Below are 20,719 nucleotides of genomic sequence, written 5' to 3' on the forward strand. Positions count from 1 at the left end.
TCCCGGCGGCGGTGTAGTGAAGGCAGGGGACGGCCTTACACCGCCGCCTGGATCCGGCGCACCAGCACGGCGAACACGCCGAGCACGACCAGCAGGTCGAGCACGACCAGCTCGACGAGTACCACGAACACGACCAGCAACACCAGCACGACCAGTAGCACGAGCAACACGAGCGACACCCGAGCGGGAGCGAAACGCGGCATGACGACCACAGGAGCAGGAGCAGGCGGGGGAGCGGGACTGCGGGCCCGGATCCACACCCGCGACGGCTGGGCGGTCCAGCACGCGGTGCTGACCGTCACGGATATGACGGGCGCGCAGGTGCTGCGCGCGCAGGCCGACGCGGACGGCGCCGTGCGGACCGGCGAGCCGCTGCCGCCGGGGCCGTACACGATCATCGCCACCGCCGTCGGCTATGCCCCGGTCGCGTCCACGGCGATCGTCACGGCCTCCGGGCGGGCCGACGTGGGCACGGTGGTGCTGGCGCGTCAGGGCGGGGTGGAGCTTCCCCCGCCCGGTGTGTGGACGCTCGACCCGGCGCATTCGACGGTGGCCGCGGTCGCCCAGCACCTGGGGATCTCCAGCGTGCACGGCCGGTTCACGGAGTTCGGCGGGCGGATCGAGGTCGGCGAGGACATCGAGAAGTCGCGCGTCGAGGCGGTCATCCAGGCCGCCAGCATCGACACCGGCAACGCCATGCGGGACGGCCATCTGAAGTCGCCCGACTTCCTCAACGTGGAGGAGTTCCCGCAGCTCACGTACCGGAGCACGCATCTGAGCGCGGCCGGGGCCGACCGCTGGACGGTCCATGGCGAGCTGTCGATGCACGGCGTCGTCCGGGACGTGGACCTGGACCTGACGTACCTGGGCACGGGTCCCGACCCCTGGGGCGGGGTGCGGGCGGCCTTCCGGGCCATCGCCGAGCTGCGCCGCGAGGACTTCGCGATGAACTACAACCAGGTGGTCGCGGCGGGCATCGCGGCGATCGGCACGACCCTGCGGGTGGAGCTGGACATACAGGCGGTGCAGGGCGAGGAGCTCCCCACGGCCTGACCGCCGGACGGCAGCCTGACCGGTGGGCGCCCTGGCCGCCCAGCGGCCTGACCGGTCGGCCCCCTGACCGTCCGGCGCCCTGACCGTCCGGCGGCCCTGCCGTCCGGCGGCCCTGCCGTCCGGCGGCTGATGTCCCGGGGCGGCGCCCCGGCCCGCCGGGCGCGCGCTACCGGTCCCGCAGGGCTTCGATACCGGCGATCGCGAGGTCCAGGGCGAAGGTGAAGTCGCGGTCCCGCATCTCCTCGACCGTATTGCCGCCCCGAGCTTTCATGATCTTCCGCGACTCGTCGAACTCCATACGGTCCGCGACCGAGCTCATCGTCTCGTGGAACAGCTCGTCCTGGGTGACTCCCGCCGCCCGGCAGCGGGCGGCGAAGCGGCCCTCGATCGTGCCGAAGCCGTAGACGAACTGGTAGACGAGGGACAGCGCACTGGTGATCTTGTCGTCCGGCAGTCCGCTGTTGCGCATCACGGCCAGCGCGGCGTTGCTGAAGACCACCGCGTTGGGCCCGATGTTGAGGTACTCCCCCAGCAGCGCCGGCAGCCAGGAGTGGCGGACCATCACTTGGCGGTACTCGGCCGCGAGCTGGCGCAACTGCTCACGCCAGTCCCGCGGCTCGGCCGGGGCCTGCTCATGGCCCTCGACTGGCCCGACCGCCTCGATGGGCAGCGCTATCTCGCCCATGGCGGCGTCGAGGGCGAGTTCCAGCAGATGGTCCTTGGTCTCCACGTACCAGTAGACCGACATGGCGGTCACCCCGAGCTCCGCCGCGAGCCGCCGCATCGAGAAGCCCGACAGACCCTCGGCGTCCAGCAGCCGCATCGTCGCCGCGACGATCTTCAGATGGTCGAGCCCGACGGGCTGCTGATCGCCCTTGCGCTTGGGGGCCTTGCGTTCGGAGAGCCAGACGCTGGACCGCGGGCGGACGGTACGGCTGCCGGTTGCCATGGCGGCGCCTCACTTTCTCCGATGAGCTGGCACCACGTGTCCCGGGACCCGGCACGCGACACCTCACTACCTGCAGATGCTATGCCGCCGGGGCCTCCTGTGAAGATCGTTCGGCCCTGCTGAGCAGGAGCGCGGCCAGCAGCCCGCCCGCCAGCACGGCCGCCGCGCCGACCAGCTGGCTGGTCTCCAGGCCCGAGGAGAAGGCGTCCGTGATGGCCGCCCGGTCTCCGGGGGTACGGGCCGCGGCGAGGGCGGCCGGGAGCGAGCCGGCTCCGGCGGCGGCCGCGGGCAGCAGCGAGCTGAAGCGGGAGTTGAGCACGGCGCCGAGGACGGCGACGCCGAGCCCGTTGCCGAATTCGGTGAGGGTGCCGTTGACGCCCGCGCCCACCCCCGCCTTCTCCGGCGGGATGGCCGACATGATGGCGTTCGCCATCGCGGGCATGGCCAACGCGATCCCGGTCCCCATCACCACCAGCCCCAGCAGCAGTCCGCCGTAGCCGTCCGCGCCGAGGACCGCGATGAGCGCGAGGCCGCCCGCGAGCAGCCCCATACCGCTGACGATCGTCAGCGGCGTCCCGAGCTTCGGCAGCAGCCGGGCGCCGGCTCCGGTGAGGTTGAGCGCCACGATCACCAGCGCGAGCGGCGCGGTGCGCAGCCCCGCGTCCAGCGCGTCGTAGCCGAGCACGAACTGCAGATGCTGGGTGAGCAGGAAGAGCGAACCGCCCATGCCGAAGGCGACGAGGATGCCGCCCGCGACGGCGCCCACGAAGCGGCGGTCCCTGAAGAAGTGCATGTCCAGCATCGGATACGGAATATGACGCTCCCACAGCGCGAAGCCGGTCAGCACCACGACCCCGACGAAGGCGGACAGCAGGACCCGGACCGAGGTCCAGCCGTGTTCGGGCCCGGCGATGATCGCGTAGACGACTCCGGTCATACCGATGGTGGAGAGCACCGCGCCCAGCAGATCGGGCCGGTCGCCGACCGGGTCCTTGGACTCGGGCACCAGCCAGATCACGGCGATCAGCCCGAGCAGCGCGACCGGGATGTTGATCAGGAAGATCGAGCCCCACCAGAAGTGCTCCAGCAGCGAGCCGCCGATCAGCGGCCCGGCGGCGATGCCGAGCGAGCTGACCGCGCCCCACAGGCCGATCGCCTTGGTCCGCTCGGCCGCGTCGAAGATCTGCACCACGACGGCGAGCGTCGTGGTCATCAGCAGCGCTCCGCCGATCCCCATGCCCGCGCGGGCGGCGATGAGCTGGCCGGCCCCCTGCGCCAGCGACGCGAACAGCGAGCCGACACCGAACAGGGCCAGCCCCGCGACCAGCATCTTCTTACGGCCGTAGCGGTCAGCGGCGTTGCCCGCGGTGAGCAGCAGCCCCGACTGGACCAGCGAATAGGCGCTGATCATCCACTGGATCTCGGCGGTGCTCGCGTCCATCTCCCGGGCGAGGGAGGGGACCGCGACGTTGAGGATCGTGTTGTCCAGCAACACGGTGAGCTGGGCGAGGCAGATCACGCCGAGGATCAGCCAGCGCTGTGGATGACCACCCGGGGACTGGCCGGGTGGAGCGGAGGCGGCGTCGGCGGTCGAGACCGTCATGGGGACTCCAGGCAGGGCTTCTACGGTGTATGACGATATGGTCGCTATACACCGTACAAGTATCGCTCTACGGCGTACAGCGAATTATCGTCCGCGCGCCGCACGCGCGTACGGGCCGGTGGCCAGGGGGAAACCCGGCCACCGGCCCGTACGTACGGGATTCGGGCGTCAGTCGGAGGACTTCGAGGACGCCGAGGACTTCTGTGTCAGGTCATAGAGCGTGGTGCTGCCCACGGTGACCTTCTTGTAGGTGGCCTCGATCCAGGAGGTGATCTGGGACGAAGTCCCCTGGCCGCCGCCCGGCCCGCCGCCCATACCGGTGCCCGAGGAGATGAAGTAGTGGATCTTGCCCTGCTTCACATACTCCTTGAACTGGGCGAGCGTCGGGGACGGGTCGCTGCCGTTGAAGCCGCCGATGGCCATCACGGGCTTCTGGGTGGCGAGTTGATAGCTCGCGGCGTTCTGGGAGCCGATCGCCGCGGCCGCCCAGGTGTAGTCGTCGGCGTTCTTCTCCAGCTTCGCCTCCGTCTTGGCGTCGACCTGCTGACCGTCGAGCAGTCCGCCCATGCCGCCGCCGCGCCGGCCGCCCTCGCCCATGCCGCCACCGGGCAGCATGCCCGGTCGGCCGTTCTGCCCCTGGCCCTGCCCCTGACCCTGGGCGTTGCCCTTACCGTTCTGCGGAGACTGGCCGCCGCCCGGGAAGCCGTTCTGACCGCCCGGCTGACCACCGCCGGTGCCCCCGCCCGGCATACCCTGCCGACCGCCCTGCCCCTGGCCCTGCTGGGCCTGGCCACCCTGCTGATTGCCCTGGCCTTGGCCCTGCCCCTGCTGGCCCGCGCCCTGGCGTCCGTTCTGCATCCCCGGCGGGCCGCCCATCCGGCCGCCGCCCGGGAAGCCGCCACCGGGGCCGCCCATACCGCCCGCCACCGACGGACCGGCCGTCACGATGGAGCCGCGCTTCGGGGTGTCCACCGTGTTGAGCGTGTACGCGACCGGCCCGGCCAGCCCCGCCGCGAGGCCGAGGCCCGCCGCGGCCAGCGCCGCCTTCCGGCCGAGGCGCGCCGTCAGCAGCAGTCCGGCCGCCGCCGCGAGTCCGCCGATCAGCACCGCCCAGCGCAGCCAGGGGTGCCAGTCCGCCGACCGCCCCAGCAGGACGTACGACATATAGGCGGTGGCCGCGACCGTGACGGCCAGCACCGCCGAGGCGGCCGACCCGGCCCGGCCGCCTTCGTTCCGCCGCTCCCACAGCAGCGCCGCGCCCATGCCCACGACCGCCGCGATATAGGGCGCCAGGGCGATGTTGTAGTACTGGTGGAAGATCCCGGACATGAAGCTGAAGGTGGCGAACGTCATCAGCAGCGCCCCGCCCCACACCAGGAAGGCCGCGCGCCGGGTGTCGGTGCGCGCCGCCCGCCAGGTCAGCCAGATCCCGGCCGCCAGCAGGATGAACGCCGCGGGCAGCAGCCAGGCGATCTGACCGCCCATGTCGGAGCCGAAGAGCCGGTCGATCCCGGTCTCGCCCCACCTGCCGCCACCGCCACCGCCGCCACCCCGGCCGCCCCCGCCGACGCTGCCGGTCTCATTGCCGTTGATCCGGCCCAGACCGTTGTAGCCGAAGGTCAGCTCCAGGAAGCTGTTGTGCTGCGAACCGCCGATGTACGGACGCGAGGACGCCGGCCACAGCTCGACGATCGCGACCCACCAGCCGCCGGAGACCACCATCGCCAGCCCCGCGAGCAGCAGTTGCCCGATGCGCCGGCCGAACTTCGCCGGGGCGCACACCGCGTACACCACCGCGAGCGGCGGCAGGATCAGCCACGCCTGCAGGGTTTTGGTGAGGAAGCCGAGGCCGAAGCAGACCCCCGCGAGCAGCAGCCACTTGGTGCGGGCGTCCTCCAGCGCGCGCAGCACGCAGTAGACCGCCGAGACCATCAGCAGACACAGCAGCGCGTCGGGGTTGTTGAAGCGGAACATCAGCGCCGCGACCGGGGTGACCGCGAGCGCCGCGCCCGCGATAAGCCCGGCGGCCGCGCTGAACCTGCGGCGTACGGCCGCGTACAGCACCCCGACCGTCGCGACGCCCATGAGCGCCTCGGGGACGAGGACCGCCCAGGAGGAGAGGCCGAAGAGCCGCACCGACAGGGCCATCGGCCACAGCGCGGCCGGGGGCTTGTCGACGGTGATGGAGTTCGCGGCGTCGGAGGAGCCGAAGAAGAACGCCTTCCAGCTCTCGCTGCCCGCCTGCACGGCCGCCGAGTAGAACTGGTTGGCGTAGCCGGACGCGCCCAGGCTCCACAGGTAGAGCACGGTGGTCACGGCCAGCAGGGCCCACAGGGCGGGTCGCGCCCAGCGCGGGTCCTCAGGCCGTCCCCGCCAGGCCCGCGCCAGGCGCGAACCGCCGGTGGCCTGGGGCCGCGCCGCCTGCCGCCCGTCCGGGGCCGCCGGGCCTGCCGAGGCCGCCAGGGGCTGTGGAGGCTGCGAGGCCGCCGGTGTCGTCGAAGCCACCGGGCCTGCCGGGGTCGCCGAGGGCTGCGAGGGCGGCGGTCCGACGTCCCGGGTGCCGTGGTCGTACGTCGTCATCGGTTGTCGTTCCTCAAGTCGTCGGTGGTGGCCCCGCTGTCCGACGGGAAGACCCAGGCCCGGAAGAGCAGGAAGCGCAGAACGGTCGCGGCGAGGTTCGCCGCGATCAGCACGGCCAGTTCGGTGCCGTGCGAGGCGGTGCCGGGGGCGGCGTCCAGAGCGGCGAGGGAGCCGCTGGTCAGCACGAGGCCGATGCCGAAGACGACCAGCCCCTGGGCCTGGTGGCGCATCGCGCGGTCCCGGCCGCGTACCCCGAAGGTGAGCCTCCGGTTGGCCGCGGTATTGCCGAGCGCCGACAGCAGCAGCGCCAGCGCGTTGGCCACCTGCGGGCCGGTGCCCAGCCGGAAGAGGGAGTACAGCAGCAGATAGACCAGCGTGCTCAGCGCGCCGACCACGCAGAACCCGACCAGTTGGCGGGCCAGGCCCTTCGGCACCCCGCTCAGCTCGCGGTCGCGCGGATCGTCGCCGAACGGACGGCGCACCCGGTCCAGCGGCAGCGCACCGGTGGCCAGCGCGCGCCCCACCCGCCACACACCCCTGAGGTCCTCCGTGGCCGTCTTCACGATGTGGACCGTGCTGTTGGGGTCGTCGACCCAGTCCACCGGCACCTCGTGGATGCGCAGCCCGGCCCGCTCGGCGAGCACCAGCATCTCTGTGTCGAAGAACCACCCGGTGTCCTCGACCAACGGCAGCAGCCGCTCCGCGACGTCCTTACGGATCGCCTTGAAACCGCACTGGGCGTCGGAGAAGCGGGCGGCCAGGCTGCCGCGCAGGATCAGGTTGTACGCCCGCGAGATGAACTCCCGCTTGGGCCCGCGCACCACGCGTGAGCTGCGCGCCAGCCGCGATCCGATCGCCAGGTCGGAGTGACCGGAGATCAGCGGGGCGACCAGCGGCAGCAGCGCTTTGAGGTCCGTGGACAGATCGACGTCCATATAGGCGAGCACGGGCGCCTCGGACAGCGACCACACGGTGCGCAGCGCCCGCCCGCGCCCCTTCTGCTCCAGCCGGACCGCCGTCACCTCCTCGATGGACTCGTCCAGGTAGGCCGCGAGCTCGGGCGTACGGTCCGTGCTGGCGTTGTCGGCGATGGTGATCCGGAAGCCGTACGGGAAGGTGCGGGCCAGATGGTCGTGGAGCCGTCGCACACACCGCTCGAGGTCCGCTTCCTCGTTGTAGACGGGGATGACGACGTCCAGCACCGGACGGCCCAGCTCGGCCATCACCGGCCCGCGCACGGGCAAGGTCTGCAGGGGTGTCTCGGGCAGAGCCCCGAGAGGGGTGTCGGTTCGCATGAGGTCGACAGTCGCGAGCCGCGCTGTCACGGCTGTGTGGTCAGCCTGTGGCCTGCCTGTGAGTCCGTTACGGCTTGGTGAACGCCATGGTGAACGCCTCGGTGGACGGGCAGGTGGACCGGCAGGTGGACGCCGAACACGGTGCGCCCGGGAACGCTGTCCACCGTCACCTGCCCGTCGTGCGCGGCCACGACCGCGTGCACGATGGCCAGGCCGAGCCCCGTACTGCCCGCGCCGCGGGAGCGCGAGGCGTCGCCGCGAGCGAACCGTTCGAAGACATGCGGCAGCAGCTCGGGCGGGATGCCCGGACCGTCGTCCTCGATCTCCAGCGAGACGTACGAGGGCGGCTGGGGCGGGCCGAAGGCCCCGGCGGCGGCGCGGGCGGCCGCGTACGGCGAACCGTACGGCGGGGCATATGGCGAGCCGCCGCCCTTACGGTGCCCACGGGGGCCACCGGTCCCGGGCGACATGCCTGCGGACACCCCGTAGGACAGGCCGTACGGCGCCGGATACGGCGAGGGGTACGACGATGCTGCCTGCGGCCCGCCCCACAGCACCCGCGCCGTGACCGTGGTACCGGCCGGGGTGTGCGTACGCGCGTTGGCGAGCAGGTTGACCAGCACCTGATGCAGCCGGGCGTCGTCACCGTGGACGACCGCGGGTTCATCGGGCAGCTCCAGCCGCCACTCGTGGTCGGAGCCGACCGCCCGCGCGTCGCTGACGGCGTCGACGACCAGCGGGGAGAGATCGACCTCCGCGCATTCCAGGGGCCGGCCCGCGTCGAGCCGGGCCAGCAGCAGCAGATCCTCGACCAGCCCGGTCATCCGCCCGGCCTCGGACTCGACCCGGCCGAGGGCATGCCGGGTGTCGGGCCCGATCTCCTCCCGGCCGCGCCGGGTCAGCTCGGCGTAGCCGCGGATCGAGGCGAGCGGCGTACGGAGCTCATGGCTGGCGTCGGCGACGAACTGCCGCACCCGCGTCTCGCTCTCCTGGCGGGCCGCGAGCGCCGACTCCACATGGCCGAGCATGCGGTTGAGCGCCGCGCCCACCTGGCCGACCTCGGTGCGCGGATCGGCCTCCGAGGCCGGGACGCGCTCGCGCAGCGCCACCTCGCCGCTGTGCAGGGGGAGTTCGGAGACCCGGGTCGCGGTCGCGGCCACCCGGCGCAGCGGGCGCAGCGAGATGCCGACCATCGCGGCCCCGGCGATCCCGGCCGCGACCAGCCCGGCCGCGGCCACGCAGAACTCGACGAGGATGAGGGTGTTGACCGTCTCCTGGGTCTGGTCGAGCGGGAAGGCGAGGATGATGCCGCCTTCCCGGTGATCCCACTGCGCCACCACCCGATAGCCGCCGAGGCCGGGCAGATCGATGGTGTGCACCTGTCCGTCCAGGGGGACGGCGGCGAGCGCCTTCCGCTGACCGCTGGTCAGGGAGTCCACCCGGCCCTCGAGATCCATGTCGTTCGTCATGGGCGAGTCATTGCTCTTGCCGGACATGGAGATCTCGCCGTCCTGGCCGATACGCGCCCCGACCGTGCCGATGGGCTGACCGGGCGAGGCGACGAAGAGCACATCGTCCCGGGGGAGTTCGCGCGCCGGGCCCGGCTTGTTCAGGAAGCGCCCGACGGATGCGCGCAGATCGTCGTCCACCTGGCCCTGGAGGTACGACTGCAGGGCCAGGGTCGTGACTGTGCCGATCACCGCGCAGACCACCGCGATCAGCGCGACGGCCGAGACGACCAGACGGGTGCGCAGGGACCAGGGACGGCGCCCGCCCCGCTGAGCGCGCCGGGCGTGCGCCCGCCCCTGCGCCGCTCCCGCGCTCCGGGGCGGCTCGGGGGCGGCAGGCGGCCAGGGCGCGACGGGCGGCTCGGGAGCGCCGGGCACCTCGCGGGCACCGGACACCTCAGCGACACCAGGCATCTCATGGGCACGAGGCGCCTCAGGGACACCAGGCGTCTCAGGGACCCCGGACGGCCGGATCGGGGGGTGCGCCACGGTTTCTACTCCCCGGGCTTGATCAGATACCCGGCGCCACGCCGGGTATGGATCATCGGGCTGCGCCCCGCGTCGATCTTGCGCCGCAGATACGAGATGTAGAGCTCGACGACGTTGGCCTGGCCGCCGAAGTCATAGCTCCAGACCCGGTCGAGGATCTGCGCCTTGCTGAGCACCCGGCGCGGATTGCGCATGAGATAGCGCAGCAGCTCGAACTCGGTCGCGGTGAGATGGATCTCCCGGCCGCCGCGCGACACCTCATGGCTGTCCTCGTCCAGGATCAGATCGCCGACGGCCAGCACCGACTCGCTGCGCGCGGCCGCCGCCCCCGACCTGCGCAGCAGGCCCCGCAGCCGGGCGACGACCTCCTCCAGGCTGAACGGCTTGGTGACGTAGTCGTCGCCGCCCGCCGTCAGCCCCGCGATCCGGTCCTCCACCGCGTCCCGCGCGGTCAGGAACAGCACCGGGATATCGGGCAGTTCGCGGCGCAGCCGTCCCAGCACCGTGAGCCCGTCCATATCGGGCAGCATGATGTCCAGGACCACCGCGTCCGGGCGCAGCTCACGGGTGATCCGGATCGCCTCCGCGCCGTCGCCCGCGGTGCGCACCTCCCAGCCCTCGTAGCGCAATGCCATCGACAGCAGGTCGGCGAGCGCCGACTCGTCGTCCACGACCAGCACCCGGACGGGGCTCCCGTCGGGGCGCAGCAGCTCGGTACGCCCATGGGGCGAGGTCGGCATCATGGGCCCTACCCTCCGAGCGGGTCCTGAGAGGTCGCTTTCGGCTACCTGTGAATCACCTGAGAATCTTGTGGCGACACGGAGCATCCGTGGGGACACGGAGCAACGGCGAGGGACGAGGGACAACCGGGGGGCCACGGAATAAGCGGAACTACCGGGAGCCACGGAATAAGCGGAAGGACTCTCCGGCTTCCCCCTGTATGAGTTCTCGTCCCGCACTTGGCAAGATCGGCGTCTGGACCGCGGCCCTGAAGACGGATTCCCTACCGTCAGAGCAGGTCAGCGAGGTGGCGGCCGAACTGGACGAGCTGGGGTACGGCGCCATCTGGCTCGGTGGCAGCCCCAGCCCGGATCAGGCCGGTGTCCTCCTGGACGCCACCTCCCGGATCACCATCGCGACCGGAATCCTGAGCATCTGGGACCACGAGGCGGCCTATGTGGCCGAGCGGCACACCGCGCTCAACGCGGCCCACGACGGCCGCTTCCTCCTCGGCCTCGGCGTGAGCCACAGCGCGCTCGCCGGTGAGCGCTATCGGCGTCCGTACACGGCGATGAAGGAATACCTCACCGCGCTGGACTCCGCCCCGGCCCCGGTCCCCGCCTCCCAGCGGGTCCTGGCCGCCCTGGGCCCCAAGATGCTGGAGCTGTCCCGCGAGCGCGCGACCGGCGCGCATCCGTATCTCGTCACTCCGGAGCACACCGCCGAGGCCCGCGACATCCTGGGTAAGGATTCCGTGCTCGCGCCGGAACTGAAGGTCGTCCTCGACACGGATCTGGACCGCGCCCGCGCCACGGCCCGCGGTTACCTCGCCCGCTACCTGGCGCTGCCCAACTACACCAACAACTTCCTGCGGCTGGGCTTCGAGGACGCGGACTTCGCGGACGGTGGCAGCGACCGTCTCATCTCCGCCATGTTCGCCCTCGGTGACGCGGAGGTGATCCGGGCACGCGTCGACGAGTTCCTGGCCGCGGGCGCGGACCATGTCGCGATCCAGACGGTGACCGACAGCCCGTTGGCCGACGTCCCGCGCGCGCAGTGGCGCACGCTGGCCGAGGCACTGCCGCTGGACAAGGGCTGAGCCTCTACTCAGCCCCCTCAGCCCTTCACTCGCCCCCCGCCCGGCGCCGACATGGCGCCGGGCGGGCTGTTTCATATCCCGGGTATCCCGGGTATCCCGGGTATCCCGGGTATCCCGGGTATCCCGAACAGCCGCGCCGCGTTCCCGTAGCACACCGCGCGCAGCCACTCCTCGTCCTGGCCGATCCGCGTCAGCGCGTCCAGGGCATGCAGGTACCCGTACGGGATGTTGGGAAAGTCGCTCCCGAACAGCACCCGGTCCCCCAGCGCGGCCAGTCTTCCCCGCTCCGCCCGCGGAAACGGCCACCGGCTCTCGGTGAAGTCGGTGAAGGCCATCGTGGTGTCGAGATGCACCCCCTCGTACCGCTCCGCCAGCCCCAGGAAGTCCGCGTACTCCGGCAGCCCCATATGCGCGATGATCAGGCGCAGCCGAGGATGCCGGGCCAGCACTCGCCCCACCGGCTCCGGTCCGGTGTACTTGCCCGGGTCGGGCCCCGATCCGCAGTGGATGACGATGGGCGTCCCGCTCTCGGCGAGCGTGCCCCACACCGGGTCGAGCAGCGCGTCGCCCGGGTCGTACGCCCCCACCTGCACATGGGCCTTGAACACCCGCGCCCCGCCCTCGAGCGCCGCGTCCACGTACCCCTCGACGCCAGGCTCGGGGAAGAAGGTCGCGGTGTGCAGACAGTCGGGCGTACGGGCGGCGAACCCGGCCGACCAGTCGTTCAGCCACCGCGCCATGTCCGGCTTGTGGGGATAGAGCATCGAGGTGAAGGCCCGCACCCCGAACGCCCGTAGCACCGCGAGGCGTTCGCCCTCCTCCTCGCGGTAGGTGATGTGCCAGCGGGGCTCGACGGCGTCGAAGTAGGCCCAGACCTTGTCCAGTACGCGCTGCGGCATGAAGTGGGTGTGTACATCGATGAGTCCGGGCAGCCCGAGCTCCTGCCAGAACCGCTGCACCGACACCACGGCGGGATCGTCCATACGGTCACGGTAGTTGCCCCGGGCGTCTGTGCTACAGCCTCGTCTCAGGGCCACTGCGAGTTGATCACAGCCTCAACCAGTGGTTTTGTCACGGCCATGATGATCTGCAGTGACAAGATCACCACAAGGGGAACCAACACGGTGAACTGACGCTCCGGCACCGGCGTATCCACCTGGGACCGGCCTGGGACCGACCTGAGGCCAGCGCTTGAGGCCACCGCCTAAGACCACCGTCTGAGGGCCACCACCTCAGGCCGGCGCCGCCCGCCCGACGTCGTCACCGACCACGACCAGCCACGGGGGACCATCCATGCCCAACCGCCCGCCTCGCACCACCCGATTCCGGACCGCTCTCGTCTGCGCCCTCGGCGTCACCCTCCTCGGCCTCGCCACCGCCGGCTGCGAGGACGGCACCGCCGCGTCCGGCTCCGGCCGACGGCAGTCCGCGCCCCGCGCCGACCTGGCGACCGACGGCGACGGCGGCAAGACGCTCCGGCTCGGCGAGCCCACGTCGATCACCTACAAGAGCGGCTCGGACCATATGCGGGGCGCCCTGCGGGTCACGGCGGTGAGCGTGCGCAAGGGAACACATGCGGAGCTGAAGAAGGCGGGCACGGAACCGTCCGACGTACGGACGACCCAGCCGTACTACGTCACCATGACCTTCGAAAACGTCGGCGAGAACTCCCTCCACTACCCCTTCCTCAACACCCCCACCGGGCTCGAGGACACCAACGGTGTGGACGACCAGCCGCTCATCACCGGCGACACCGAGGTGGCGGCATGCCCGGGCAAGGACCCGGACGACTTCGCGGTGGGAGGGAAGGTCTCCTTGTGCAAGGTGTTCCTGGTGCCGAACGGCATACGGCCGTCGGTGGTGACGTACAGCACAGGCGACGACACCAAGCGGCCGGTGAGCTGGAAGGTCAAGCGCTGACGGCAGCGGGGTGACGGCGGCGGGACGCTCCGGTTCCCGCTGCTCGAACCACAACCTGACCGAACGACCGAAGGCCCGGCACTGAAAAAGTGCCGGGCCCTCGATACCTGAGTAGCGGGGACAGGATTTGAACCTGCGACCTCTGGGTTATGAGCCCAGCGAGCTACCGAGCTGCTCCACCCCGCGTCGATGAACGTAACTCTACGTCGTTCTCCCCGCTAAGGGAAATCCACTCTCCTCGCACCGACTCAGCGAAGAACCTCGACCACGACCGAGACGGCTCCGACGACCGCCCCGTAACCGAAGATCGTCAGCAGCGGCCAGGGCACGGGCCGGGGAACGAGCACCCGCCAGTGGAAGCCGTAGTCCCGGTACTCGGCCATGCTCATGGCACCGCAGCATAGAGCAGCGACTTAGGCTTACCTAAGCTAATCGCCCCGCCCGGCCCCACCGGCCCTGAAGTTCGTCACCCGACGCTGGGCAATCCGCCGGCCAGCGCATCGAAGGCGAACGTCAGCCGGCGTTGATGCGCGGCGCTGATCTCGCCGATATCCCCTCCGGCAAGCCGCCGCCGCACCGTTTCGACCGCAACCGTGCGGTACGCGGCTACGAGCAGGGCCGCGGTCAGCGCGCTGTCGCCGGAGAAGCGAGCGTCGGCGTCGAGTTCGGCCGCAAGCGCATCCTCCATCTCGGACGCGAAGAGGCGGAGTCGTGCGATCAGCGCGGGAGACGCCATCAGGGTGCGCATGAACGGCTCGACTCCCTCCCCCAGCCCGGACAGCACATGGCCTTGCGTGGCCAGCGCGAGGGCGGCCTGGCGAATCGCTTCGACGGGGTCGATGTGATCCGCGCGCTCGCGGATCACGGTCCGCATGGTGTCGAGGGCGTCCGGAAAACGGTCGAACAGGAGGTCCTCTTTGCGGTCGAAGTGGGCGAAGACCGTCACCTTCGACACTCCGGCGGCTGCGGCGACCTCGTTGATGGTCACGTCATCGAACCCGCGCTCCAGGAAGAGCTCGGTTGCGACGGACGCGATGCGAGCCCGGGTCTGTGCCCCGCCGCGGTCCCCTCGATTCGGCATGTGACAACGCTAACCTTCCCCGTTACCCTTATCCGGTAAGTTTACCAAGTAAGGGTAAGGAGCTTGCCATGCAGCGCACCGATGTGATCGTCGTCGGAGCCGGTCCCACGGGCCTCTTCCTCGCCGGCGAACTTGCACTCCTGGGCGCGCGGGTGACGGTTCTGGAGCGGCTCCCGGAGCCCGACCCGACGATCAAGGCCGGGTCGATCAATGTCGCCAGCGCCGAAATCCTCGACCGGCGCGGGCTGCTCCCGGCCGCGGAGGACGTACAGCGCCGGCTGCTCGCCTCCGTCGGCGCCTTCGCCGGCCGTAAGAACGCCTTCGTGAACCAGCCGGACTCGCACGAGGAGGGCTCGCATGAACGCACCTCGCACGAGGAGGGCTCGCATGAGCGCGCCTCGCGCGAGCGCGCCGCGCACCGCTTCCCGGTCGCTGATCAGGGCGACCCGGTACTGGCCAGGCACACCGCGGCGGCCAACGGCATCCTCGTCCCCCAGCACGACCTCGAACTGCTGCTCGCGGCCCACTGCGCCCGTCTCGGCGTAGAGGTTCGCCGCGGTGTCGAGGTCCACGGTGTGCGCGGCGCGGACGCGAACCTTACGGACGACGACGTCGACGCCGATGTCGTCGTGGAGACCAGCGCGGGTGAATTGACGGCGGGGTGGGTCGTCGCCGCCGACGGCGGTCGCAGCGCGATCCGCAGGCAACTGGGCATCGGCTTCGTCGGCACCGATCCGCAGATGGTGGGATACCAGGCGGTCGCCGACTTCGATGACCCCGGCGAGCTGAGCCGCGGCTGGACCTGGACGCCTCGCGGAATCTACGCCTACGGCCCGATTCCCGGGCGCGTTCTCATCGCCCGCTTCGGCCCGCAGCCGCAGGACCGCGACGCCCCCGTCACGCTCGAGGAACTGCAGCAGGCCGTACGCGACGTCACCGGCGTCAACGTGACGCTCAACGGCCTTCGCGGCCGGGCGACCCGGTGGTCCGACAATGCCCGGCAGGCCCAGTCCTACCGGCACGGCCGGGTGCTCCTCGCGGGCGATGCCGCGCACGTGCACTCACCGTTCAGCGGCCAGGGACTGAACCTCGGCCTGGGCGACGCCGTCAACCTCGGCTGGAAGCTCGCCGCGACCGTGCACGGATACGCTCCGGCCGGACTGCTCGACACCTACGAGAGCGAACGCCACCCGATCGCGGCGTGGGTTCTCGACTGGACGCGGGCGCAGGTCGCCCTGATGCGCGGCGACGAACGCACCGCGCAACTGCGCAAGGTCGTCGGCGAGGAACTGTTCACGGTGCCGGGCGTGATGAACCGCGTGGTCGCGCTGACATCGGGGATCACCCAGCACTACGACGTCACCGGCACCCCCGCCGACAAGGTCGCTGACGACATCACCGACAAGATCGCCGACAACCTCGCCGACGAGGGCACCGCCAAGATCGCCGACGAGATCGCCGACAAGGCGGCGGCACCGGTCGGATCGATCGCCGGGGATGTCGCGTTGTCCTCGGGCGACCGGCTCGCCGACCACGCCCACGACGCCCGCTTCGTCCTCGTCGACCGTTCCCCTGACGGCCGCTTCGCCCAGGCCGTACGCCCGCTGGAGCACAGGGTCGCGTACGTCGCGGATCCGGCCTCCGAGACGTCGCAGCCCAGCCTGTTCGTACGTCCGGACGGCGTCATCATCTGGGCCGCCTCACGCGACACCGCTTCGTCCGACGACGCCGTCCTCAAGGAGCTCGACACCGCCGTCCAGCGTTGGGTCGGCACGCACTGAGAGAGCCGGTCGGTGCAACGGAGCTGCGGGGCCCGAGACTCAGGAGGCCAACCGCTCGCGCGCGGTGCGACCTGGCCCCGTGGGTTCGACCTCGCCATCAGGCCGGTTGATCTCGGCCCACACGTCATCGAGCGAAAGGCCGAGGACATCGGCGATCGCCGCGATGGTCGGGAAGGCAGGGGTGGCCACGCGACCGGACTCGATCTTCCGAAGGGTCTCTGGTGAGACACCTGCGTCCAGCGCGGTATCGAGCATCGAGCGCTCCCCCCTGGCCCGACGTAGAAGGGCGCCGAGGCGCTGCCCGCGCTCGACCTCTGCGGGAGTGAGCGGCAACCTGACCATGGCCCCGATTCTAATACCGGTATAGTAAGCCCGGTATAGTTATTGGTTACATGAGTACGTGAGTACACGAGAAGGACGCCGCATGATCGAGATCCTGAGCCCCACCGAACTGACCCGAGCAAAGGACACAGGCGCTCTGGTCGCCGACATCCTGCAGACGCTGAAGAGCCGTAGCACGATCGGCACGAACCTTCTGGACATCGACCGGTGGGCCAAGACCATGATCGTCGAGGCGGGGGCGCTGTCCTGTTACGTCGACTACGAGCCGTCCTTCGGACGCGGCCCGTTCGGCCACTACATCTGCACGGCCGTCAACGACGCCGTGCTCCACGGGCGGCCGTCCGACTACTCGCTTGCCGACGGCGACCTGCTGACACTCGACCTCGCCGTCTCCAAAGCCGGAGTCGCCGCGGACGCCGCCATCAGCTTCATCGTGGGCGACGCGAAGCCCCCGGAGAGCGTCGCCATGATCAACGCGACCGAGCGCGCACTGGCCGCGGGGATCGCCGCCGCCGGGCCCGGGGCTCGCATCGGCGACATCTCCCATGCCATCGGCACGGTCCTCAGCGAGGCGGGGTACCCGATCAACACCGAGTTCGGAGGTCATGGCATCGGATCAACGATGCACCAGGACCCGCACGTCTCGAACACCGGACGGCCCGGCCGCGGTTACAAGCTGCGCCCTGGGCTGCTGCTGGCACTGGAGCCGTGGGTCATGGCGGACACCGCCCAGCTCGTCACCGATGCCGATGGCTGGACCCTCCGCAGCGCGACAGGCTGCCGCACGGCGCACAGTGAGCACACGATCGCCATCACCGACGACGGAGCCGAAATCCTCACCTTGCCCAAGCAGATGCGGCCGTGAGTGACGCGTTATACGTGAGGTTTCAGGGGACCGTCCGAAGCCCGCGAGGCCACTTCCCCGGTGTCTTCGCACTGGCCAACGGCCTCGCGCGGGCAGGCCAACTGAGTGACGAGGAACATCGGTTCTGGCGAGCCGGCAACGACTGGTGCAACGCCAACTTCGCCAACCCCTCGAGGTCGATCCCTCGGTCTACGACCCCGAACTGAATCCAGGAGCCGTGGCATGGTTCAAAGCCGCCTCCCTGGAACTGATCGCCCGGGTGGACGGCTACCTGAAGATCCTCGCCCTGCATGAAGTCGCCTGCGAGCGAATCGAATCGTCGAACCCAGGAAAGATCATCTACGAGGACCCGGACCAGGTGGTCGTCATTCCCTGGGCTCACGACGGCGCAGAACCCGTGGAGTGATGCGGCGAGTGGCGGCATGCACGCCCACTCCGCCGCTGCCCCACCACCGAGCCCTCGGCACAGCATCAACGGCCAGACACATGGTCACCCCAAAGACAGGCAGGCCGACATCGCAGCCCAGGCGGGTCGTCACCCCCTCACCCGCCCGACACCTCGACGGTCCGCCGCGGACGTTAGCGGGGCGTTAGCCGTACAGCGATAGTTCATCAGCGGTGTCCGACAGTCTTGTTCTCACGAAGCCGAAACACCACGTCGAGCGAACGGGAATGAAGATGTCGCACCGCACCACAGTCCGCCACGCCCGCAAGGCCGCCGCCGCCATGCTGATCACCATCGCCGCCTTCGGCCTCACCGCCTGCCAGGACGGCGACACCAACTCCTCGTCCTCATCCCCCTCCGCGAGCGCCACGCAATCCCCCACCTCCGCGGCCAAGCCCAACCAGGGCTCGGACCAGGACTCCGCCAAGGGCACCCCGTCGGGTACCCCCAGGAAGCCCGGTATGCGCTGCACCAACCAGATCAACTACGCGGACGACCCCAGGGACAACGCCACGATCAACAGCATCGGCGCGGACACCGGCTACTGCCCGGAGCCGCAAAAGGGCGGCACCCCGTCCGGCACCCCCAGGAAGCCCGGCATGCGCTGCACCAACCAGATCAACTACGCGGACGACCCCAGGGACAACGCCACGATCAACAGCATCGGCGCAGACACCGGCTACTGCCCGCCGGTCCAGCACCAGTGAGTGCCCGCGGTAATTCCCGCCTCCGGGGTCCACGAGCAGGCTGCATAGGATCCCCGGATGGCAACCACCAGCTACAGCTACCTCCTGCACGGGCCGCGAGTGGCCTTACGCCACGTCCGCCGTCAGGATTACGATGAACTCACAGCGTTGGCCCAAGAAAGCGCCGAGATGCTCCGCCCATGGCTGGGCGCCCGCGATCACACGCCGGAAGCTTTCGAGAGCTACCTTGAGCGAATCGAGCAGCCCACCCACGAAGGCTTCGTGATCTGTCTGAACGGCACTGGCGCGATCGTGGGCGGCATCAACATCAACAACATCGTCAGGGGCGCCCTCCAGAGCGGGACCGTGGGCTATACCGCCTACGCCTCCACCACCGGCCGTGGCTATATGACCGAAGGACTGAGGCTCGTGCTTCAGCTCGCCTTCGGTCAGCTGGCACTGCATAGGCTGGAGGCCAATATCCAGCCTGACAACACCTCCTCGCTGAACCTCGTCAAGCGCCTGGGATTCCAGCGCGAGGGCTACTCGGCAGCCTTCCAGTTCGTCAACGGCGAGTGGAGGGACCACGAGCGCTGGGCCATCACTACCGAGATGGCCCAAGCCGAGGCCCCACTGCCCAACTGAAGTGCCCAGTCGCAGAGTCGCAGCACCGGCAGTCCGGCTCCGACACACAAACATCTCTTGATCCGTAGATCGTCCAAGCGACGTCGCCCAGGTCCGCGTCCCGGCCTCATGAGCGACGTCCTTTAGCCATGCCCGAAAGAGCCTTCCTCAGCTCTTGAGGGCCTTTCTTTTGCTCCGGAATCAGCCCCTCTGCACGCCAGGAAGTGTCCGACGGGTAAGGCTGCCAATAAGTACGCCCCAGACGCCGCTGGCCCCGGCAGGATTGAAAGGCACATGGGCAGCACCCACGTGCTGAACTCCGTTTCCTCGCAGCCCTTCCAGGGAATGATCCATACACACTGTCAGAGAATTTCAGTGAGGCGGGGGCCTGATCATGAGCAGTACGTCACGGTCGCATCAGAACGGCGCGGAGGCAGGGAACGCCTCCCCCGAGCCGCGGCGCCACAAGATCAAGCAGATAGCGCACACACCGCCGCCCCCGGGACCGCTGCCTGATCGCAAGCATTCGGACGACGAGCGCTCCGACCGCAAACTCGCCGCAACACAGGCCAGGATCGACGCCGGGGAGACAATCCCGACTCCTGGAGGCACCGCGGGCAGCGAAGACCGCGACATCCATGAGGAGGAGTGGCGCGCACACGATCGCCGCGGCCCCTATGGACAACGGCGCCGCCGCAAGAATTAACCCAACGGGTGCCGCAGGCGACGACCACGGTCACTGGGCAACGCAAGAGGCCCCATCCATCTCTGGAAGGGGCCTCTTAGCTGCTTCGCCGCAGATGCCATACCGGGCGGCAAGGGCGTTCACGCCCAAGGCGACGACTTACGGGTGGTACTTCTCCGCGACCGTATCGGCACCACCGGACTTGCGGTCCATGGTGACGCGGACGGTCACGCTGTTGGTCTTCGCAGCCTTCTCCAGCTCGTCCACGGTGCACTTCGCGGTGCCGTAGCCGTCGTCGCCGATGGCCACGCTGCCGTCGGGGGCGGTGCAGATCGCGGCCGCGCCACGGATGTTCGTGGCGTTGGCGACCAGGAACGCCTGGTCCGTGCCGCCGTCCTCGGGCTTGACGATCAGCTTGCCGGGCGCGAGGTACTCCATCGTGCCGACGATCGTGAGGCTCTTACCCGCGTTGGCGGCACCGCCCCCGTCCTGGCCCTGCGAGCCGGAGTTGCCAGAGGAGGAACCGCTCGTGGGCTGGCTCGAGGCTTGCTGCGAGGGGGACGCGGTCGAAGAAGCCGAGGAGCCGCTGGAGTCCGCAGCATCGGAGTCAGGCCCGCAGGCCGTGGCCCCCAGACCCAGCGCCGCGGCGGCGACGATAGTGGCGGCGATGCGGCGGCCGGCACGGCCGCGGAAGCGGTTGGTGGTGGAGGTGGTGCTCATCGTGTCTCCCATTGCTGTGTTGTCTGGTCTCGCTCCCGGACGACAACCAGCTTCGAAGATCGCGTTGGCGTTCGGCTAACAGACGCCTAATGGAACCCAGCGGCGCATAACAGCTCGCTTGCGCCGATGAGCACCATGCCCGCTGAGCCGGGAAAAACATCGGCCTCGGACGGACCCCGGACGCGGATCCGACCGGTCGCCCAGACCGGCACGACGACCATGAACAAGCCCTTCGGCGCATGCCCCGGCCCCCGTGTGGACGGTCACGTAATCC

The 20,719-nt window shown here is 70.1% G+C and carries 20 protein-coding genes and 1 tRNA gene; 8 read left to right on the forward strand and 13 right to left on the reverse strand.

Annotated elements, in window-relative coordinates; translation table 11 throughout:
• Positions 1–35: 35 nt before the first annotated feature.
• Positions 36–170: a hypothetical protein gene (locus CGL27_RS53205; protein ID WP_276147878.1), complete on the reverse strand. Its 135-nt coding sequence runs from the start codon at positions 168–170 to the stop codon at positions 36–38.
• Between the two features lie 31 nt (positions 171–201).
• Here CGL27_RS53205 and CGL27_RS23660 point away from each other — a divergent pair, with 31 nt between their 5' ends.
• Entirely contained in the window at positions 202–1,053 is an 852-nt protein-coding gene (locus CGL27_RS23660) for a YceI family protein (protein ID WP_078642322.1), read from the forward strand.
• A gap of 166 nt (positions 1,054–1,219) precedes the next feature.
• Here the strand turns inward: CGL27_RS23660 and CGL27_RS23665 are convergent, their stop codons facing one another.
• The 6 genes from CGL27_RS23665 to CGL27_RS23690 all read right to left on the reverse strand — a co-directional run bounded on the left by CGL27_RS23665 (position 1,220) and on the right by CGL27_RS23690 (position 10,220).
• The gene (locus CGL27_RS23665; RefSeq protein WP_119989825.1) at positions 1,220–2,002 is read right to left on the reverse strand and encodes a TetR/AcrR family transcriptional regulator; all 783 of its coding nucleotides are present in this window, start codon (positions 2,000–2,002) and stop codon (positions 1,220–1,222) included.
• A 79-nt stretch (positions 2,003–2,081) separates the two neighbouring features.
• On the reverse strand, positions 2,082–3,605 hold the full coding sequence (locus CGL27_RS23670; protein WP_119989827.1) for an MFS transporter: 1,524 nt from the start codon (positions 3,603–3,605) through the stop codon (positions 2,082–2,084).
• A gap of 168 nt (positions 3,606–3,773) precedes the next feature.
• A complete protein-coding gene (locus CGL27_RS23675; RefSeq protein ID WP_119989829.1) occupies positions 3,774–6,185 on the reverse strand; it encodes a glycosyltransferase family 39 protein in 2,412 nt (803 codons plus the stop codon).
• On the reverse strand, positions 6,182–7,480 hold the full coding sequence (locus CGL27_RS23680) for a bifunctional glycosyltransferase family 2/GtrA family protein (protein WP_162953057.1): 1,299 nt from the start codon (positions 7,478–7,480) through the stop codon (positions 6,182–6,184). Before CGL27_RS23680 ends, CGL27_RS23675 begins: the two co-directional genes overlap by 4 nt.
• A gap of 26 nt (positions 7,481–7,506) precedes the next feature.
• On the reverse strand, positions 7,507–9,402 hold the full coding sequence (locus CGL27_RS23685) for a HAMP domain-containing sensor histidine kinase (protein WP_240450612.1): 1,896 nt from the start codon (positions 9,400–9,402) through the stop codon (positions 7,507–7,509).
• Between the two features lie 80 nt (positions 9,403–9,482).
• Positions 9,483–10,220 carry a response regulator transcription factor gene (locus tag CGL27_RS23690; RefSeq protein WP_078642327.1) on the reverse strand — a complete coding sequence of 246 codons (738 nt, stop codon included), beginning with the start codon at positions 10,218–10,220 and terminating at the stop codon, positions 9,483–9,485.
• A 197-nt stretch (positions 10,221–10,417) separates the two neighbouring features.
• Here CGL27_RS23690 and CGL27_RS23695 point away from each other — a divergent pair, with 197 nt between their 5' ends.
• Positions 10,418–11,296, forward strand: coding sequence for an LLM class F420-dependent oxidoreductase (locus tag CGL27_RS23695; RefSeq protein WP_119989834.1), 879 nt, complete (start codon positions 10,418–10,420; stop codon positions 11,294–11,296).
• A 71-nt stretch (positions 11,297–11,367) separates the two neighbouring features.
• Here CGL27_RS23695 and CGL27_RS23700 read toward each other — a convergent pair whose 3' ends face one another.
• Entirely contained in the window at positions 11,368–12,279 is a 912-nt protein-coding gene (locus tag CGL27_RS23700) for an amidohydrolase family protein (protein WP_119989836.1), read from the reverse strand.
• A 310-nt stretch (positions 12,280–12,589) separates the two neighbouring features.
• Here CGL27_RS23700 and CGL27_RS23705 point away from each other — a divergent pair, with 310 nt between their 5' ends.
• Positions 12,590–13,216, forward strand: coding sequence for a hypothetical protein (locus CGL27_RS23705; RefSeq protein ID WP_119989838.1), 627 nt, complete (start codon positions 12,590–12,592; stop codon positions 13,214–13,216).
• Positions 13,217–13,328: 112 nt separating this feature from the next.
• Here CGL27_RS23705 and CGL27_RS23710 read toward each other — a convergent pair.
• From CGL27_RS23710 to CGL27_RS23715, 3 genes are all read right to left on the reverse strand, one after another.
• Positions 13,329–13,402, reverse strand: a tRNA-Met gene (locus tag CGL27_RS23710).
• 62 nt (positions 13,403–13,464) lie between these two features.
• A complete protein-coding gene (locus CGL27_RS50165) occupies positions 13,465–13,605 on the reverse strand; it encodes a hypothetical protein (protein WP_159037810.1) in 141 nt (46 codons plus the stop codon).
• 77 nt (positions 13,606–13,682) lie between these two features.
• Positions 13,683–14,297 (reverse strand): TetR/AcrR family transcriptional regulator, encoded by a 615-nt coding sequence (locus CGL27_RS23715; RefSeq protein ID WP_119989840.1) that lies wholly within the window; start codon positions 14,295–14,297, stop codon positions 13,683–13,685.
• Between the two features lie 68 nt (positions 14,298–14,365).
• On the opposite strand from CGL27_RS23715, the gene CGL27_RS23720 reads away from it, so the two are divergent.
• Positions 14,366–16,078 (forward strand): FAD-dependent oxidoreductase, encoded by a 1,713-nt coding sequence (locus CGL27_RS23720; RefSeq protein WP_119989842.1) that lies wholly within the window; start codon positions 14,366–14,368, stop codon positions 16,076–16,078.
• A gap of 39 nt (positions 16,079–16,117) precedes the next feature.
• Here CGL27_RS23720 and CGL27_RS23725 read toward each other — a convergent pair whose 3' ends face one another.
• Positions 16,118–16,420: a helix-turn-helix transcriptional regulator gene (locus CGL27_RS23725; protein ID WP_119989844.1), complete on the reverse strand. Its 303-nt coding sequence runs from the start codon at positions 16,418–16,420 to the stop codon at positions 16,118–16,120.
• 82 nt (positions 16,421–16,502) lie between these two features.
• Between CGL27_RS23725 and map the strand changes: the two genes are divergently transcribed.
• The 4 genes from map (at position 16,503) to CGL27_RS23745 (ending at position 19,061) form a co-directional block, all read left to right on the forward strand.
• The gene (gene map, locus CGL27_RS23730) at positions 16,503–17,285 is read left to right on the forward strand and encodes a type I methionyl aminopeptidase (protein WP_119989847.1); all 783 of its coding nucleotides are present in this window, start codon (positions 16,503–16,505) and stop codon (positions 17,283–17,285) included.
• Between the two features lie 217 nt (positions 17,286–17,502).
• Positions 17,503–17,691, forward strand: a complete 189-nt coding sequence (locus CGL27_RS53560) for a hypothetical protein (RefSeq protein WP_346345738.1) — start codon at positions 17,503–17,505, stop codon at positions 17,689–17,691.
• A 272-nt stretch (positions 17,692–17,963) separates the two neighbouring features.
• Positions 17,964–18,437 (forward strand): hypothetical protein, encoded by a 474-nt coding sequence (locus CGL27_RS23740; RefSeq protein WP_119994521.1) that lies wholly within the window; start codon positions 17,964–17,966, stop codon positions 18,435–18,437.
• A 57-nt stretch (positions 18,438–18,494) separates the two neighbouring features.
• The gene (locus tag CGL27_RS23745; RefSeq protein ID WP_119989849.1) at positions 18,495–19,061 is read left to right on the forward strand and encodes a GNAT family protein; all 567 of its coding nucleotides are present in this window, start codon (positions 18,495–18,497) and stop codon (positions 19,059–19,061) included.
• Positions 19,062–19,884: 823 nt separating this feature from the next.
• Here the strand turns inward: CGL27_RS23745 and CGL27_RS23750 are convergent.
• Positions 19,885–20,445, reverse strand: coding sequence for a hypothetical protein (locus CGL27_RS23750; protein WP_078642336.1), 561 nt, complete (start codon positions 20,443–20,445; stop codon positions 19,885–19,887).
• Positions 20,446–20,719 lie beyond the last annotated feature (274 nt).

The organism is Streptomyces sp. 11-1-2 (assembly GCF_003595545.1).
GTDB classification, from domain to species: domain Bacteria; phylum Actinomycetota; class Actinomycetes; order Streptomycetales; family Streptomycetaceae; genus Streptomyces; species Streptomyces hygroscopicus_B.

Bases quoted from the DNA above. Each gene is read 5' to 3' on its own strand.
- CGL27_RS23660 (WP_078642322.1), top strand. From the start codon at position 202: ATGACGACCACAGGAGCAGGAGCAGGCGGGGGAGCGGGACTGCGGGCC.
- CGL27_RS23665 (WP_119989825.1), bottom strand. From the start codon at position 2,002: ATGGCAACCGGCAGCCGTACCGTCCGCCCGCGGTCCAGCGTCTGGCTC.
- CGL27_RS23670 (WP_119989827.1), bottom strand. From the start codon at position 3,605: ATGACGGTCTCGACCGCCGACGCCGCCTCCGCTCCACCCGGCCAGTCC.
- CGL27_RS23675 (WP_119989829.1), bottom strand. From the start codon at position 6,185: ATGACGACGTACGACCACGGCACCCGGGACGTCGGACCGCCGCCCTCG.
- CGL27_RS23680 (WP_162953057.1), bottom strand. From the start codon at position 7,480: ATGCGAACCGACACCCCTCTCGGGGCTCTGCCCGAGACACCCCTGCAG.
- CGL27_RS23685 (WP_240450612.1), bottom strand. From the start codon at position 9,402: ATGCCTGGTGTCGCTGAGGTGTCCGGTGCCCGCGAGGTGCCCGGCGCT.
- CGL27_RS23690 (WP_078642327.1), bottom strand. From the start codon at position 10,220: ATGATGCCGACCTCGCCCCATGGGCGTACCGAGCTGCTGCGCCCCGAC.
- CGL27_RS23695 (WP_119989834.1), top strand. From the start codon at position 10,418: ATGAGTTCTCGTCCCGCACTTGGCAAGATCGGCGTCTGGACCGCGGCC.
- CGL27_RS23700 (WP_119989836.1), bottom strand. From the start codon at position 12,279: ATGGACGATCCCGCCGTGGTGTCGGTGCAGCGGTTCTGGCAGGAGCTC.
- CGL27_RS23705 (WP_119989838.1), top strand. From the start codon at position 12,590: ATGCCCAACCGCCCGCCTCGCACCACCCGATTCCGGACCGCTCTCGTC.
- CGL27_RS50165 (WP_159037810.1), bottom strand. From the start codon at position 13,605: ATGAGCATGGCCGAGTACCGGGACTACGGCTTCCACTGGCGGGTGCTC.
- CGL27_RS23715 (WP_119989840.1), bottom strand. From the start codon at position 14,297: ATGCCGAATCGAGGGGACCGCGGCGGGGCACAGACCCGGGCTCGCATC.
- CGL27_RS23720 (WP_119989842.1), top strand. From the start codon at position 14,366: ATGCAGCGCACCGATGTGATCGTCGTCGGAGCCGGTCCCACGGGCCTC.
- CGL27_RS23725 (WP_119989844.1), bottom strand. From the start codon at position 16,420: ATGGTCAGGTTGCCGCTCACTCCCGCAGAGGTCGAGCGCGGGCAGCGC.
- map (WP_119989847.1), top strand. From the start codon at position 16,503: ATGATCGAGATCCTGAGCCCCACCGAACTGACCCGAGCAAAGGACACA.
- CGL27_RS23740 (WP_119994521.1), top strand. From the start codon at position 17,964: ATGTCGCACCGCACCACAGTCCGCCACGCCCGCAAGGCCGCCGCCGCC.
- CGL27_RS23745 (WP_119989849.1), top strand. From the start codon at position 18,495: ATGGCAACCACCAGCTACAGCTACCTCCTGCACGGGCCGCGAGTGGCC.
- CGL27_RS23750 (WP_078642336.1), bottom strand. From the start codon at position 20,445: ATGAGCACCACCTCCACCACCAACCGCTTCCGCGGCCGTGCCGGCCGC.